The sequence below is a fragment of the Gemella sp. GL1 genome, from assembly GCF_013415365.1.
In the GTDB taxonomy this organism is placed as follows: domain Bacteria; phylum Bacillota; class Bacilli; order Staphylococcales; family Gemellaceae; genus Gemelliphila.
Window position 1 is genome coordinate 38,167 of record NZ_JACBYB010000015.1, and the last position, 16,054, is coordinate 54,220.

A 16,054-nucleotide genomic window follows, 5' to 3' on the forward strand; every position below is an offset into this window, starting at 1 on the left:
AGATACGCTATGTTACTTTTAAAAAATGGTAAAATTTTAGAAAATGGAAAACTTATTAAAAAAGATATTTTAGTGGAAGGAAAATATATTAAGAGTATAAAAGATGAAATAGAATTAGAGGGAGCAGAAGTTTTAGAGCTTAATGGAAAATTTGTATCTCCTGGATTTATCGATGTACATGTTCACTGGAGAGAACCTGGATTTGAATACAAGGAGTCAATTTACAATGCATCAAGAGCAGCAGCAAGGGGTGGTTTTACAACTGCTATGCCTATGCCTAATTTAGATCCAGTACCCGATACTTATGAAAATTTAAAACTTCAATTAGATATTATTGAAAAAGATTCAGTAATTAGAGCTATTCCCTATGGTGCTATTACTAAAGGGGAACTCGGAGAGGAGTATGCAGAGTTTGAAGAATTAAGTGAGCATGTATTTGCATTTTCTGATGATGGACGAGGAGTTCAGGATGCTAATATGATGTATCAATCAATGAAGATAGCATCTAAACTTAATAAGGCAATAGTAGCCCACTGTGAGGATAATTCCTTAATTCTCGGAGGTTGTATGCATTGTGGTAAGAGAAGTGATGAACTTGGACAAAAAGGAATTCCTTCAGTCTGTGAATCGGTACAGATTGCAAGAGATGTTTTGTTAGCAGAGGATGCAGCTTGCCACTATCATGTTTGTCATGTGTCTACTAAAGAATCTGTACGTATAATAAGAGATGCAAAAAAAACCGGAATTAAGGTAACTTGTGAAGTTTGTCCTCATCACTTAATCAGTGATGAAAATGATATAACAGAGGCAATAGGAATGTGGAAAATGAATCCACCCTTAAGAGCTAGTGAAGACAGGCAAGCTCTTATTGCTGGGGTATTGGATGGAACTATTGATATTATCGCAACAGATCATGCACCACATGCATTACATGAAAAAGAAGTTCCTATGGCGGAGTCAGCATTTGGAATTGTAGGTTCTGAAACTGCCTTTGGACAACTATATACTAACTTTGTAAAAACAAATATTTTTACCTTAGAGCAAATAGTAAATATGATGTCTACTCGAGTTGGGGAAATTTTTGACCTTCCATATGGAAAATTAGCAGAGGGAGAGTTAGCAGATTTGACAGTAATTGATTTAGAAAGAAAAGAAGTAATTAATCCAGATAATTTCTTATCTAAAGGAAGAAATACACCTTATAAGGGGCAAGAAATTTATGGTATTCCAGAATTAACCTTAGTAGAAGGAAAAGTAGCATATAAGGATGAGAGAATTTTTTAAGGAGAAAATTATGTATAAATTAGATAGACAACTAGTACTTGAAGATGGAACGGTATATAAAGGATATGGATTTGGTTCTGACAAAGAGATGACAGGAGAAGTAGTTTTTAATACGGCTATGACAGGTTATCAAGAAACTTTATCAGATCCATCTTATAATGGGCAAATTGTAACTTTTACTTATCCTTTAATTGGAAATTATGGAATTAATAGAGATGATTATGAAACAATCAGTCCTACTATCAAAGGAATGATTGTGAGAGAGGTTTGTCATAAACCATCTAACTTTAGAACAGAATTTACCCTTGATGAAATTTTAAAAGATTTAGAAATTCCGGGTATTGCTGGTATTGATACAAGGGCTCTAACTAGAAAAATAAGAGAACATGGAACTATTAAGGGTATAATTACGTCTTCTGAAAGAGATGTAACAGGGGTTGTGGACGAATTAAGAAATAATATATTACCAACCGATCAAATTGATCAAGTTTCTACTAAACGTTCATTTGTATCATCTGGTAGAGGAAATAGAGTAGTCCTACTAGATTGTGGTGCTAAATCAGGAATTTTAAGAGAGTTAAATGATAGAGATTGTGACATTATAGTAATGCCACATAATTCAAGTGCTAAAGAAATTTTAAGGCAAAAACCAGATGGGATTATGTTATCGAATGGACCGGGAGACCCAGAAGATGTACCAGAAGCAATAGAAGCTATTAGAGAACTAATTCCGCAAGTACCAATCTTTGGTATTTGTATGGGACATCAACTTATAGCTTTAGCTGCAGGAGCTAAGACTTATAAACTTAAGTTTGGGCATAGAGGGGCAAATCAACCAGTAAAAAATTTACTAACTGGACGTGTAGATATCACTTCACAAAATCATGGTTATGCAGTAGATATTGATTCACTAAAAAATACAGATTTAGAATTAACTCATGTTGCTGTTAATGATGGAACTTGTGAAGGATTTAGACACAAGAAATACCCAGTATTTTCTGTTCAATACCACCCAGAAGCAGCACCAGGGCCACACGATCCAAATTACTTATTCGATCAATTTGTTGAAAATATGGAAAAATTCAAGAAAAATAAATAAGGAGAAATCATATGCCAAAACGTACAGATATTAAGAAAATTTTAGTAATAGGTTCTGGTCCTATTATCATCGGTCAAGCAGCAGAGTTTGATTATGCAGGAACGCAAGCCTGTCTATCTCTTAAGGAAGAGGGATATGAAGTTGTTTTAGTAAACTCTAATCCAGCAACAATTATGACTGATAAAGAAATTGCTGACAAGGTTTATATTGAACCATTAACTCCTGAATTCATTACTAAAATTATTAGAAAAGAAAGACCTGACGCTTTATTACCAACTTTAGGTGGACAAGTAGGACTTAATATGGCAGTAGAATTGCATAAAAGGGGAATTTTAGATACTTATAATGTAGAACTTTTAGGAACTAAGTTATCTTCTATTGAACAGGCAGAGGATAGAGAACTGTTCCGTGATCTAATGTTTGAATTAGGAGAACCGGTACCAGAATCAGAAATCATTAGTAGTTTAGATGAGGCTAAAGATTTTGTTGCTAAAATTGATTACCCAGTTATTGTAAGACCAGCCTTTACAATGGGGGGAACTGGTGGAGGAATTTGTAATAATGATAAGGAATTAGAAGAAATTGTTTCTAAAGGATTATATTATTCTCCAGTTACGCAATGTCTTTTAGAAAAATCAATCGCAGGATATAAGGAAATTGAATATGAAGTCATGCGTGATTCTAATGATACAGCTATTGTTGTATGTAATATGGAAAATATTGATCCAGTAGGAATTCACACGGGAGATTCGATCGTAGTAGCTCCATCTCAAACTCTAACAGATAGAGAGTATCATATGCTAAGAGATGTTTCTTTAAAAATCATAAGAGCTTTAAAAATAGAAGGTGGATGCAATGTTCAGTTAGCACTAGATCCACATTCATTTAGATACTATATTATTGAGGTAAATCCACGTGTATCACGTTCATCGGCTTTAGCGTCAAAAGCAACAGGATATCCAATTGCAAAAATTGCAGCAAAAATTGCTGTTGGATTAACATTAGATGAAATTATAAACCCTGTAACTAAGTCATCTTATGCTTGTTTTGAGCCAGCACTGGACTATGTAGTTTCTAAGATTCCTAGATTCCCATTTGATAAGTTTGAGAAAGCAGATAGAAAATTAGGAACTCAGATGAAAGCAACTGGAGAAGTTATGGCTATGGGGCGAACTTATGAGGAATCATTATTAAAAGCTATTCGTTCATTGGAGTACGGAGTTCACCATTTAGGATTGCCTAATGGGGAAAACTTTGAGCTTGATTATATTATGAAACGTATTAGGCAGGCTGGTGATGAAAGATTATTCTTTATAGGGGAAGCACTACGACGCGGGGTTAAACCGGAAGAAGTTCATGAAATAACTAAAATTGACATGTTCTTTTTAGATAAAATGCAACATATTATTGACCTGGAACACGAGCTAAAAGATAATGTTGGAAATCTTGATTTATTATTATATGCTAAACGTTATGGATTTTCTGATAAGGTTATTGCTCATAGGTGGAATATGAAGGAAGAGGAAGTCTACGCTATGAGGCAAGATAAGTCTATTAAACCAGTATTCAAAATGGTAGATACTTGTGCGGCAGAATTCACATCTTCTACTCCATACTTCTATTCAACTTATGAATTTGAAAATGAGTCGATAGTAAGTGATAAAAAGAAGGTCATAGTGTTGGGCTCTGGACCTATTCGTATAGGGCAAGGGGTAGAGTTTGACTATGCGACAGTACATACAGTACTAGCAATTAAAGAAGCAGGATATGAAGCTATCATAATTAACAATAATCCAGAAACGGTTTCAACAGATTTCTCGATTTCAGATAAATTGTATTTTGAGCCATTAACAATAGAAGATGTTATGGCAATAATTGATCATGAAAAACCATTGGGCGTAGTAGTTCAATTTGGGGGACAAACAGCTATTAATTTAGCAGATTCTTTAGCAAAAAAAGGAGTTAAGATTTTAGGAACATCTCTTGAAGAAATTGACAATGCAGAGAATAGAGATAAATTTGAAAGCTTATTGAGAAGGTTGGATATACCGCAACCATTGGGAAAAACAGCATTCACTACAGAAGAGGCTGTAAAACATGGGAAAGAAATTGGATATCCAGTATTAGTAAGACCATCTTATGTACTTGGTGGTCGAGCTATGGAGATAGTCTATGAGGAAGAAGAACTATGTCGATATATGGAAAATGCTGTTAAAGTCTCACCAGAGCATCCCGTATTAGTAGATAGATATTTAGTAGGAAAAGAGATTGAAGTAGATGCAATTTGTGACGGAGAAACAGTGGTGATCCCTGGAATAATGGAGCATATTGAGAGAGCAGGAGTACACTCTGGAGATTCAATCGCTGTATACCCACCTCAAAGTTTAAGTCAAAATGAAAAAGATCTGTTAATTGACTATACTATTAGACTCGCTAAAGGATTGAATATAGTAGGATTATTAAATATTCAATATGTAATATCTAAAGGTGAAATATTTGTACTAGAAGTTAATCCACGTTCATCGAGAACAGTTCCATTTTTAAGTAAAATTACTAATGTACCTATGGCTAAATTAGCAATGCAGGTAGTTTTAGGAGCAAAATTAAAAGAAAAAGGATATGAAACAGGATTAATAAAGGAAGCTAATAAAGTTTATACTAAAGTACCAGTTTTCTCATTCCAAAAATTAAAAGATGTCGATACAACATTAGGACCAGAGATGAAATCTACGGGTGAAGTAATGGGAGTAGACTTAACTTTAGAAAAATCTTTATATAAAGGTCTTGTTGCAGCAGGATTTAAAATTGAAGAAGTAGGTAATGTGTTATTTACAGTATCAGATGATTCTAAGGAAGAAGCTTTGGAACTGGCTAAGAGATTTTCTGAGATAGGCTATAATCTAATAGCTACAGAGGGAACAGCTAAATTTTTAGTTGATAATAATTTACGTGTAAATAAAGTAGGAAAAATTAGTGATGCAGAAAATACGGTACTAGATGCAATTTATGATGGAAAAATAAACATTATCGTAAATACAACATCAAAAGAGAAAATATCGACGAGTGATGGATTCAAGATTCGTCGAGCAGCAAGTGAGCAAGATATAGTATGTTTAACGTCATTAGATACAGTGGATGCTTTATTAAAAGTATTAGAATCTATTAGCTTTAATATTGCAGAAGTTTAATATAATGAAAATATTTAAGGAGATAAGAATGACTGAAAGATTAAGAATTGAATTACCAGGTTTAGATTTGAAAAATCCAATAATGCCATCATCAGGTACATTTGCATATGGTTATGAGTATGGAAAATTATTTGATTTATCAAAATTAGGAGCAATAATAATAAAAGCAGCTACTAAGGAGGCTAGACTAGGTAATAAATCTCCTAGAGTAGCGGAAGTAGAAGCAGGTCTACTTAATGCAGTAGGACTTCAAAATCCTGGTGTAGATAAGATAATAGCTGAAAAACTACCCTTATTAGAAGAGTATGATTTACCAGTAATTGCTAATGTTGCTGGTTTTGATATAGAAGAATATGTATATGTAGCAGAAAGAATTTCAAAAGTAGCTAATGTTAAAGCTATAGAATTAAATATCTCTTGCCCTAATGTAAAGTGTGGAGGTGTTCAGTTTGGAAGTGATCCTTCAGCTGCTAAAGAATTAGTAGAAGAAGTGAAGAAAGTTTCTAGTGTACCAGTTTATGTAAAGTTATCACCTAATGTAACTGATATTGTAGTTATGGCTAAAGCAGTAGAAGAGGCTGGAGCTGATGGAATTACTATGATAAATACTTTATTAGGGATGAAATTGGATAAAAAAACAGGTAAACCAGTTTTATCTAATGTAACAGGTGGTTTATCAGGAACAGCAGTAAAATCAGTAGCTCTTAGAATGGTTTATCAAGTAGCTCAAGCGGTAAATATTCCAATTATAGGAATTGGTGGAATAAAAGATGAATGGGATGTAGTTGATTTTATATCAGCAGGTGCATCAGCTGTAGCTATAGGCACAGCAAATTTACTTGATCCATATACTTGTCCTAAGATTATAGATAATTTACCTAAAGTCCTAGATGAGTTAGGTGTTACTCATATTTTAGAATTAAAAGATAGAGCATGGAGATAGTTGTATATTATATGTAACTAATAGATTATAGGAGAGGTATTGATAATGAAAAGAGATGTAATAGTAGCATTAGATTTTCCAACATTAGAAGAAACTTTAGAATTTTTAGATAAATTTGATGATGTAAAGCCTTTTGTAAAAGTAGGTATGGAACTATATTTACAAAATGGACCTAAGGTGATAGAAGAAATTAAGAAGAGAGATCATAAGATTTTTTTAGATTTAAAACTTCATGATATACCTAATACAGTCTATGGTGCTTGTAGAGGACTAGCGAGATTTTCAATTGATATATTGACTGTTCACGCAGCGGGAGGAGTAGAGATGCTTAAAGCAGCTAAGAAAGGAATGATTGATGGTGGTCATGAAAAAACAGCTGTAATTGCTGTAACGCAACTAACATCAACTTCTGAGGAAAATATGAAGAAAGAACAGTTGTTAGTAGTTAGTTTGGAAGAGTCTGTATTAAATTATGCAAAATTATCAGAAGAAGCGGGGCTTGATGGTGTCGTTTCTTCGGTACATGAAGTAGAAAAAATTAATAAGGTAAGCAGGACTAATTTTTTAAAAGTAACACCGGGTATAAGATTTGATAGTGATGATCTAGGAGATCAAAAACGAGTAGCCACACCTAGTGAAGCTAGAAAATTAGGATCTACTCATATTGTAGTTGGAAGACCAATTACTAAAGCAAAAGATCCGGTAGAGGCATACAAATTATTTTTAGATGAATTTATAAAATAAGGAGAAAGCAATGACAAATATAAGACAATCAGTAGCCAAAGATTTACTAGAGATAAAAGCAGTAGAATTAAGACCTAATGACTATTTTATATGGACATCTGGAATTAAGTCACCAATTTATTGTGATAATAGAATTACGATGTCATATCCAAAAGTAAGAAGAAATATATCTCAAGGTTTGGCCGCTTTAATAAGAGAATATTATCCCCAAGCAACTAGTATTGCAGGAACAGCGACAGCAGGAATACCGCATGCTGCTTGGGTAAGTGAAATATTAGACATGCCTATGACTTATGTACGTGATTCTAAAAAGAAACATGGAAAAACTAACCAAATAGAAGGACGTTTGTCAAAGGGTGATAAGGTAGTTGTAGTAGAGGATTTGATATCTACAGGCTTATCATCAATTAATGTAGTAAAAGCATTGGAAGAAGTTGGAGTAGAAGTTTTAGGAGTGATTGCTATATACTCATATAATTTGAAAAAAGCAGTCGACGCTTTTAAAGAAGCCAAAGTTTCTTATCATACACTAACAAACTACGATGAGTTAGTCGAAGAAGCTAGCAAACAGGGTTACATTAAAGAAGAAGATAAAGTTGAACTTGTTGAATGGAGAAATAATTTATAATAATTGATAAGCTTAGAATATAATTAGTATAAAGTTGTAAAATGTGATTAAATATGTTATCATACTTAAGTAGCTATTTTTAAATAGAGGAGTGTAACATTTTGAAAGTAAAATATCACGGAGCTTACAAAGGATTCTATCTTTTTGATGGTGAAAAATTTGTTAAACCATTCCAAAGACTAGATATAGAAGAGACAGAGGCTTTGATGTCGAAATCGGGACAAAAGCTAGAACTACTAGTTAATAAAATAGTGGAAATAAAAGATGAGTTTGTGGTATTCAAAAAATCACAAGTTAAGAAATCGACAAAAACTAAGTTAGTAAGAAAAAGTGTAAAAAATACTGGGGAGAATGTTTTATTAAAAACAGAGTTAACAAGATTTGTTCCTAAGTATTTATTAGAAAAACTTGCTGAAGTTGTTAAAGTACATGAGAAATCTTTAGATAGGCTATCATCTGTTTTGGAAATATTAGATAATATTGTATATTCTGACGCATTATTTAGGGTGAAAGCTAGAAAATTATTCTATTACAGTGAAGAAGAATTAGAAAATTATATAAAGAGATTTATCCCTTTTGTTAACTTAGATAGTAACTTAGAGCAGGAGGTTTTGAAAAACTATCCTAATCAATATATTTATGAACACCTACCACTAGATTATAAAGAAAAAGAAATGATATATGTATTTTACTTCATTATTTCGGTAGAATTGTTATCAATATTAAAATAAGAAACTTATTTCTCGTAGGAGGGCTAAGTTTCTTATTTTTAGTAAAAAGGTATTTAGTTTATTAAAAATAAAGAGGATGGACTTTACTTTTAAGATAATTTTTTACTGTTATATACTTGACAGAGAAAAAGAAGAGGTGTTATAATATAGACAGAAAAAAAGATAGTATTTTTTTGGGAAAAGTTGGACGTCTAGTGACACCCTTGGACGGAAATTGACCATCTTATTTTTCATAATTAAGGAGCTAAATATGGATATTTTACAATTACTTCAATTACAAGGTAAGCTTATTCCAGATTTGTTCGAGAAGTTTAACAAAAGATATGAGTTGTTAGTATCAATCAAAAATAATCAACCAATCGGTAGAAGAAATTTAATCGATATAGTTGGACTGACGGAAAGGCAGCTCAGAACAGAGTGTGACACTCTATATAAACTTGGTTTGATTTCTAAAAATACTACTGGTATGACGATAAGTCAGGATGGTGAGAGTTTTTTATTAGAAATTAATAATTTTCTTAGAAGTGATGCTTTCGGAGCTGAAAGGAAAATTATCAAGGAACATTTTGAGATTAAGGAAGTCTATGTTATAGCTGGTGATTTTTCAAAAAGTCAAGAGACCAGAAAAGACATGGTTATGTTGCTTTTCGAAAAGATAAATATTATAATAGATAGAGAATGTGTACTTGGTGTTTCAGGTGGTTCTACTATGGGTTATATTGCTAGCATGGCAGATAAAACTTTTGCTTATGGCAAAGATATTACCATAACTCCTATAAGAGGAGCTCTGACTATATCTAATACAGGTTTTCAATCTAATGATATAGCTACTAAACTTGCGGTAAATACCAACCATAGATATCAATTATTACATGCTCCTGATAATATTGGAAAGGCAACTCTAGAGGAACTTATGAAAGAACCTATAGTAAAGAGTGCTTTAGATATTATCAAAAATACATCTATCATAATTCATAGTATTGGTGATGCTTTTGAAATGGCAAGAAGAAGAAAGTTATCTAAGGAGGTTCTTAAGCTTTTAGAAGATAAGAATGCTTATAGTGAATCTTTTGGATCATATTTTGATTATCAAGGTAATGTCATTTATGAAACAGAAACTATTGGGATGAATAGTGAAGATGTAGAAAAAGTTTCAAATATATTCACAATAGTTGGTGGTGGAAATAAAGCAGATGCTACATTTTCATATTTAAATTCTAAACCAAAGAACACAACACTTATAATTGATGAAGCTATTTGCAAACAAATATTAACTAAGGTCATAACACAATAAATAATTAATTTTAGGGGGACTAAAACTATGACAGTAAAAGTTGCGATTAACGGATTTGGACGTATTGGAAGATTGGCTTTCAGAAAAATTCAAGAAGTGGAAGGAATTGAAGTAGTTGCTATTAACGACTTAACTCCAGTAAAACAATTAGTACACTTATTAAAATATGATACAACTCAAGGACGTTTTAACGGAACAGTTGAAGAAGGTGAAGGAGTTATCGTAGTAAACGGTAAAGAAGTTAAAGCTTTCGCTAACGCTAACCCAACTGAATTACCATGGGGAGAGCTAGGTGTAGATGTAGTATTAGAATGTACAGGATTCTTTACATCTAAAGAAAAAGCTGAGTCTCATATTCAAGCAGGAGCTAAAAAAGTTGTTATCTCAGCTCCAGGTGGAAATGACATAAAAACAATCGTTTATAATGTAAACCACGACACATTAGATGGAACAGAAACAGTAATTTCAGGAGCTTCTTGTACAACTAACTGTTTAGCTCCAATGGCTAAAGTTTTAAACGATAACTTTGGAATAGTTCAAGGATTAATGACTACAATTCACGCTTACACTGGGGACCAAAATACACTAGATGCGCCTCACCGTGGTGGAGATTTACGTCGTGCTCGTGCTGCAGCAGAAAACATTATTCCAAACACAACTGGAGCTGCTAAAGCAATTGGTTTAGTAATACCAGAATTAAATGGAAAATTAGATGGTTCTGCTCAACGTGTTCCTGTAGCAACTGGATCAATCACTGAATTAGTAGCTACTTTAGAAAAAACAGTTACTGCAGAAGAAGTTAATGCTGCTATGAAAGCTGCTGCAAATGAATCATATGGTTACAATGTAGATGAAATTGTATCTTCTGATATCGTTGGAAGTAACTTTGGATCAATCTTTGATGCAACTCTAACAAAAGTATTGACAGTTGGAGACAAACAATTAGTTAAAGTTGTAGCTTGGTATGACAACGAAATGTCTTACACTTCTCAATTAGTAAGAACATTAAAACACTTTGCAGGATTAATTAAATAATTAATTAATTATTTATAGAAAACTAGTAGCCAAGGTATGGGTAATATTACTCTATCTTGGCTAGTCTTAAATTTAAAGATAATAAAGGAGCCTTTTTTGATGAAAAAATCAATCAAAGACTTAGGAAATTTACAAGGTAAAACAGTATTAATGCGTGTTGACTTTAACGTCCCACTTAAAGATGGAGTTATTACAAATGATAATCGTATTACTGCTGCATTACCAACAATCAATTATGCTCTAGAGCAAGGAGCAAAAGTTGTTGCTTTTACACACTTAGGACGTGTTAAAGAAGAAGCTGACAAAGCATCTAAAACAGTAGCACCAGTAGTAACTCGTTTATCAGAAGTATTAGGGAAAGAAGTAAAATTCGTACCACAAACTCGTGGAGCTGAATTAGAAGGAGCTGTAAAAGCATTATCAAACGGAGAAATTTTAATGTTTGAAAATACTCGTTTTGAGGATGTTGGCGGTAAAAAAGAATCTAAAAATGATCCTGAATTAGGAAAATATTGGGCTTCATTAGGAGACGTGTTTGTAAATGATGCTTTCGGTACAGCACACCGTGCTCATGCATCTAACGTAGGAATTGCATCTAATGTTGGAGAAGGAAATTCAGCGTCAGGATTTTTAGTGGAAAAAGAATTGAAATTTATCGGTGGAGCAGTTGACAATCCAGTTAAGCCATTAGTTGCGATTATTGGAGGAGCTAAAGTTTCTGATAAAATTGCTGTTATTGAAAACTTATTAGAGAAAGCTGACAAGGTTATCATTGGAGGAGGAATGGCTTACACATTCTTCAAGGCTGCTGGAAAAGAAATTGGAAAGTCGCTTTGTGAAAATGATAAAGTAGAATATGCAAGTGGGTTATTAGCTAAATTCGGAGATAAAATTGTATTACCAATAGATACAGTGGTTGTTAAAGAATTTTCAAATGATGCACCAAGTCGTGTAGCAACTAATGATATTCAAAGTGATGAAGAAGGACTAGATATTGGACCAGCATCAGTTGAATTATTCAAAGAAACATTACAAGGAGCTAAAACAGTTATCTGGAATGGACCTATGGGAGTATTTGAACTACCAAACTTTGCTAAAGGTACAATTGGAGTATGTGAAGCTATAGCTAATTTAGAAGATGCTACGACAATCATCGGTGGTGGGGATTCAGCTACTGCAGCTATCCAGTTGGGTTATGCAGATAAATTTTCACACATTTCAACTGGTGGTGGAGCATCACTAGAATACTTAGAAGGTAAAGTATTACCAGGAATCGAATCATTATCAAATAAATAATTAGGAGAAATCTAATAATGAGAAAACCAATTATTGCAGGAAACTGGAAAATGAATAAAACAGTAGCAGAAGCTATTGAATTTGTTGAAGCTGTTAAAGATAAATTACCGTCATCTGATTTAGTAGAATCAGTAGTAGGAGCACCGGCTTTATTACTAAATGGGGTAAAATATTTCTCGACAGGTAGTGAATTAAAAGTAGCTGCACAAAACTGTTATTTTGAAGATGAAGGGGCATTTACTGGAGAAACTTCTCCAAAATCATTAGCGGCATTAGGTGTTGAGTATGTTATTATCGGGCATTCAGAACGTCGTGATTATTTCCACGAGACTGATGAAGATATTAATAAAAAGGCACATGCTATTTTTAGAAATGCTATGCTACCAATCATCTGCTGTGGAGAGACTTTAGAACAATATGAAGCAAATGAAGCAGAGGCAGTAGTTTCTCGTCAAGTATCAGCAGCACTTAGAGGACTAACAGCAGAACAGGTAACAAATGCGGTTATCGCCTATGAACCAATTTGGGCTATTGGAACAGGAAAATCAGCAACGCAAGATGATGCACAAAAAATGTGTAAAGCTGTACGTGATGTAGTAGCTAAGGATTTTGGACAAGATGTTGCCGATAAAGTACGCGTTCAATACGGAGGTTCTGTTAAACCAGAAAATATTAAGGAATATATGGCTTGTCCAGATGTTGATGGAGCTTTAGTAGGTGGAGCCTCATTACAAGCAGATTCATTTTTAGCTTTATTGGAGGCAGTTAAATAATGACTAGAAAACCAGTAGCATTAATTATTTTAGATGGTTTTGCTGAACGTGAAGAAGAGTATGGTAATGCTGTCAAAGCAGCTAACAAACCAAATTTTAACCGTTATTTTGCAAAATATCCGCATAGCAAATTAGCTGCAAGTGGTGAAGATGTTGGTTTACCTGATGGACAAATGGGTAATTCAGAAGTTGGTCACTTAAATATTGGAGCAGGACGTATTGTATATCAATCATTAACACGTATAAACATTTCTATTCGTGAAGATGATTTTTATGTAATTCCTGAATTGTTAGAAGCTGTAGAGTCTGCTAAGAACAACAATAAAGCTTTACACTTAATGGGATTAATCTCTGATGGAGGGGTTCATTCTCATTATGAGCATCTGTTTGCATTATTGCGTTTAGCAAAAGAACATGGATTAGAAAAAGTTTACGTACACGGATTTTTAGATGGACGTGATGTAGCACCAAGTTCAGCTTTAGAATTTGTAAAAGAGACTGAAGCTAAGTTTAAAGAAATCGGTGTAGGACAATTTGCGACAATTGCAGGACGTTACTACGCAATGGATCGTGATAAGCGTTGGGAACGTGTGCAATTAGCATATGATGCAATGGTTCACGGAAAAGGTGAGATGTTTGTAGATGCAGTAGATGGAATACAAGCTTCTTACGATAAAGAAGTCTTTGATGAGTTTGTGTTACCATTTGTAGTAACTGATTCAGATAATAAACCAGTTGCAACAATTGAAAATGGAGATTCAGTTGTATTCTTTAACTTCAGACCAGATAGGGCCATTCAATTAGCTACGGCTTTATCAAATCCAAAATTCGATGGATTTGATCGTGGATCTTTAGCTACAGATTTAAATTTTGTAACTTTCACTGCTTATAGTGATGATGTAATTGCTAATATCGCCTTCAAAAAAGAAGATTTAAAACAAACAATTGGTGAAGTGATTTCTGATGCAGGGAAGACGCAATTACGTATTGCTGAAACAGAAAAATATCCACATGTAACATTCTTTATGAGCGGTGGACGTCATGAAGAATTTTTGGGAGAAGAGCGTATTTTGATACCATCACCCAAAGTTGCAACTTATGATTTAAAACCAGAAATGAGTGCCTATGAAGTAAAAGATGCATTAGTAGAAGCTATTAACAAAGATACTTTAGATGCAATTATTTTAAATTTTGCTAACCCAGATATGGTTGGACATTCTGGTATGTTAGAGCCTACTATTAAAGCAATAGAGGCAGTAGACGAGTGTTTGGGTGAAATTGTTGATCTAATCTTATCTAAAGATGGATATGTAATTATTACTGCAGACCATGGTAATTCAGATGAGGTAGTTACACTTGAAGGTGAACCAATGACAGCTCATACTACTAATCCAGTACCAGTCATTGTAACAAAAGAAGGTGTATCACTACGTTCGGGTGGACGTTTGGCAGATCTAGCACCAACAATGTTAGACTTATTAGATATTGAAAAACCTGAAGAAATGACAGGAGATTCTTTAATTGTAAAATAGTTAAAATACTACTGGCAATTTAAAGTCATTTATTATAAAATAAACATATAAATTAACATTCAAGGAGAACATAAATGTTACAAAAAACTTTCGATTTAATTTCAGAAGTATATGCAAGAGAAGTATTAGATTCACGTGGTAATCCAACTGTTGAAGTTGAAATTACAACTGAGTCAGGAGCTTTCGGACGTGCATTAGTACCATCAGGAGCATCTACTGGTCAATATGAAGCAGTAGAATTACGTGATGGAGATGCTGACCGTTACTTAGGTAAAGGTGTTTCTAAAGCAGTAGAAAATGTAAATAAAGAAATTGCTCCATTATTAGAAGGAAACTTCGATGTATTCGAGCAAGTAGCAATTGATCGTGCTATGATCGAATTAGATGGAACTGAAAACAAAGGACGTCTAGGAGCTAACGCTATCTTAGGTGTATCTTTAGCGGTAGCTCATGCGGCAGCTGACTCTTTAGGTGTACCTTTATATCGTTACTTAGGTGGGGTTAACTCTAAAGAATTACCAGTGCCAATGATGAATATTGTTAATGGTGGATCTCACTCAGATGCACCAATCGCTTTCCAAGAGTTTATGATTTTACCAGTTGGAGCTCCTTCATTCAAAGAAGCTTTACGTTGGGGAGCTGAAATTTTCCACAACTTAGCTAAAATCCTTAAATCACGTGGATTAGCTACAGCGGTAGGAGATGAAGGTGGTTTTGCACCTAAATTTGAGGGAACTGAAGATGCAGTTGAAACAATTTTAGAAGCAATCAAAAAAGTTGGTTTAGAGCCAGGTAAAGATGTATTCTTAGGATTTGACTGTGCATCATCTGAATTCTACGTAGATGGTTTATATGACTATGCTAAATTCGAAGGTGAAGGTGGAGCTAAACGTACTTCAGCTGAGCAAGTAGATTATTTAGAAGAATTAGTAAATAAATATCCAATTATCACTATTGAAGATGGTATGGATGAAAATGACTGGGATGGATGGAAATTACTTACTGAAAGAATCGGTGATCGTGTTCAATTAGTAGGAGATGACTTATTCGTAACTAACACAACTAAACTTTCTCAAGGAATTGAAAAAGGTGTTGGTAACTCAATTTTAATTAAAGTTAACCAAATTGGAACTTTAACTGAAACTTTAGAAGCTATTGAAATGGCTAAACGTGCTCGTTACACAGCAGTAATTTCTCACCGTTCTGGAGAAACTGAAGATGCTACAATTGCTGACATAGCAGTTGCTACAAATGCTGGACAAATTAAAACGGGATCACTTAGTCGTACAGATCGTATTGCTAAATACAACCAATTATTACGTATTGCTGACGAATTAGATTCAACTCAAGTTTACGGTGGAAAAGCTGTATTCTACAACATCAAAAAATAATAGTTGATACTAAAAAGAGAAGTAAATTTACTTCTCTTTTTTATTATGCACATAGTAATTATAATCATGCGTTAATATTTATTTAAATGATATAATGATGTTAGATAAATATATAT

At 33.6% G+C, this 16,054-nt stretch carries 13 protein-coding genes; all 13 read left to right on the plus strand.

Translation table 11 applies throughout. The features are described 5' to 3' along the window. Positions 1-9: 9 nt before the first annotated feature. Positions 10-1,284, plus strand: coding sequence for a dihydroorotase (locus HZY82_RS04320; protein WP_135156925.1), 1,275 nt, complete (start codon positions 10-12; stop codon positions 1,282-1,284). Between the two features lie 10 nt (positions 1,285-1,294). Next, positions 1,295-2,383: a glutamine-hydrolyzing carbamoyl-phosphate synthase small subunit gene (gene carA, locus HZY82_RS04325; protein ID WP_179938788.1), complete on the plus strand. Its 1,089-nt coding sequence runs from the start codon at positions 1,295-1,297 to the stop codon at positions 2,381-2,383. An 11-nt stretch (positions 2,384-2,394) separates the two neighbouring features. Continuing rightward, positions 2,395-5,571, plus strand: a complete 3,177-nt coding sequence (gene carB / locus HZY82_RS04330) for a carbamoyl-phosphate synthase large subunit (protein WP_179938794.1) — start codon at positions 2,395-2,397, stop codon at positions 5,569-5,571. 28 nt (positions 5,572-5,599) lie between these two features. After that, positions 5,600-6,514, plus strand: coding sequence for a dihydroorotate dehydrogenase (locus tag HZY82_RS04335; protein ID WP_179938799.1), 915 nt, complete (start codon positions 5,600-5,602; stop codon positions 6,512-6,514). Positions 6,515-6,559: 45 nt separating this feature from the next. Next, a complete protein-coding gene (gene pyrF, locus HZY82_RS04340; protein WP_135156933.1) occupies positions 6,560-7,258 on the plus strand; it encodes an orotidine-5'-phosphate decarboxylase in 699 nt (232 codons plus the stop codon). 10 nt (positions 7,259-7,268) lie between these two features. Next, a complete protein-coding gene (pyrE, locus tag HZY82_RS04345; RefSeq protein WP_218925245.1) occupies positions 7,269-7,886 on the plus strand; it encodes an orotate phosphoribosyltransferase in 618 nt (205 codons plus the stop codon). A gap of 101 nt (positions 7,887-7,987) precedes the next feature. Further along, a complete protein-coding gene (locus tag HZY82_RS04350) occupies positions 7,988-8,617 on the plus strand; it encodes an exonuclease SbcC (protein WP_135156935.1) in 630 nt (209 codons plus the stop codon). 250 nt (positions 8,618-8,867) lie between these two features. Next, a complete protein-coding gene (locus HZY82_RS04355) occupies positions 8,868-9,911 on the plus strand; it encodes a sugar-binding domain-containing protein (RefSeq protein ID WP_179938801.1) in 1,044 nt (347 codons plus the stop codon). A gap of 27 nt (positions 9,912-9,938) precedes the next feature. Continuing rightward, entirely contained in the window at positions 9,939-10,946 is a 1,008-nt protein-coding gene (gap, locus tag HZY82_RS04360; RefSeq protein ID WP_179938803.1) for a type I glyceraldehyde-3-phosphate dehydrogenase, read from the plus strand. A gap of 96 nt (positions 10,947-11,042) precedes the next feature. Next, positions 11,043-12,242, plus strand: a complete 1,200-nt coding sequence (locus HZY82_RS04365) for a phosphoglycerate kinase (protein ID WP_179938805.1) — start codon at positions 11,043-11,045, stop codon at positions 12,240-12,242. A 17-nt stretch (positions 12,243-12,259) separates the two neighbouring features. Beyond that, the gene (tpiA, locus tag HZY82_RS04370; protein WP_218925246.1) at positions 12,260-13,015 is read left to right on the plus strand and encodes a triose-phosphate isomerase; all 756 of its coding nucleotides are present in this window, start codon (positions 12,260-12,262) and stop codon (positions 13,013-13,015) included. Further along, on the plus strand, positions 13,015-14,547 hold the full coding sequence (gene gpmI, locus HZY82_RS04375) for a 2,3-bisphosphoglycerate-independent phosphoglycerate mutase (RefSeq protein ID WP_179938807.1): 1,533 nt from the start codon (positions 13,015-13,017) through the stop codon (positions 14,545-14,547). Before tpiA ends, gpmI begins: the two co-directional genes overlap by 1 nt. Positions 14,548-14,621: 74 nt before the next feature. Continuing rightward, positions 14,622-15,938 carry a phosphopyruvate hydratase gene (eno, locus tag HZY82_RS04380; RefSeq protein WP_135156947.1) on the plus strand — a complete coding sequence of 439 codons (1,317 nt, stop codon included), beginning with the start codon at positions 14,622-14,624 and terminating at the stop codon, positions 15,936-15,938. Positions 15,939-16,054 lie beyond the last annotated feature (116 nt).

What these genes read in the sequence shown, in the direction of transcription:
- tpiA (WP_218925246.1), top strand. Translation starts at nt 12,260, where the DNA reads ATGAGAAAACCAATTATTGCAGGAAACTGGAAAATGAATAAAACAGTA.
- pyrE (WP_218925245.1), top strand. Translation starts at nt 7,269, where the DNA reads ATGACAAATATAAGACAATCAGTAGCCAAAGATTTACTAGAGATAAAA.
- HZY82_RS04335 (WP_179938799.1), top strand. Translation starts at nt 5,600, where the DNA reads ATGACTGAAAGATTAAGAATTGAATTACCAGGTTTAGATTTGAAAAAT.
- carA (WP_179938788.1), top strand. Translation starts at nt 1,295, where the DNA reads ATGTATAAATTAGATAGACAACTAGTACTTGAAGATGGAACGGTATAT.
- carB (WP_179938794.1), top strand. Translation starts at nt 2,395, where the DNA reads ATGCCAAAACGTACAGATATTAAGAAAATTTTAGTAATAGGTTCTGGT.
- eno (WP_135156947.1), top strand. Translation starts at nt 14,622, where the DNA reads ATGTTACAAAAAACTTTCGATTTAATTTCAGAAGTATATGCAAGAGAA.
- HZY82_RS04320 (WP_135156925.1), top strand. Translation starts at nt 10, where the DNA reads ATGTTACTTTTAAAAAATGGTAAAATTTTAGAAAATGGAAAACTTATT.
- gap (WP_179938803.1), top strand. Translation starts at nt 9,939, where the DNA reads ATGACAGTAAAAGTTGCGATTAACGGATTTGGACGTATTGGAAGATTG.
- pyrF (WP_135156933.1), top strand. Translation starts at nt 6,560, where the DNA reads ATGAAAAGAGATGTAATAGTAGCATTAGATTTTCCAACATTAGAAGAA.
- gpmI (WP_179938807.1), top strand. Translation starts at nt 13,015, where the DNA reads ATGACTAGAAAACCAGTAGCATTAATTATTTTAGATGGTTTTGCTGAA.
- HZY82_RS04355 (WP_179938801.1), top strand. Translation starts at nt 8,868, where the DNA reads ATGGATATTTTACAATTACTTCAATTACAAGGTAAGCTTATTCCAGAT.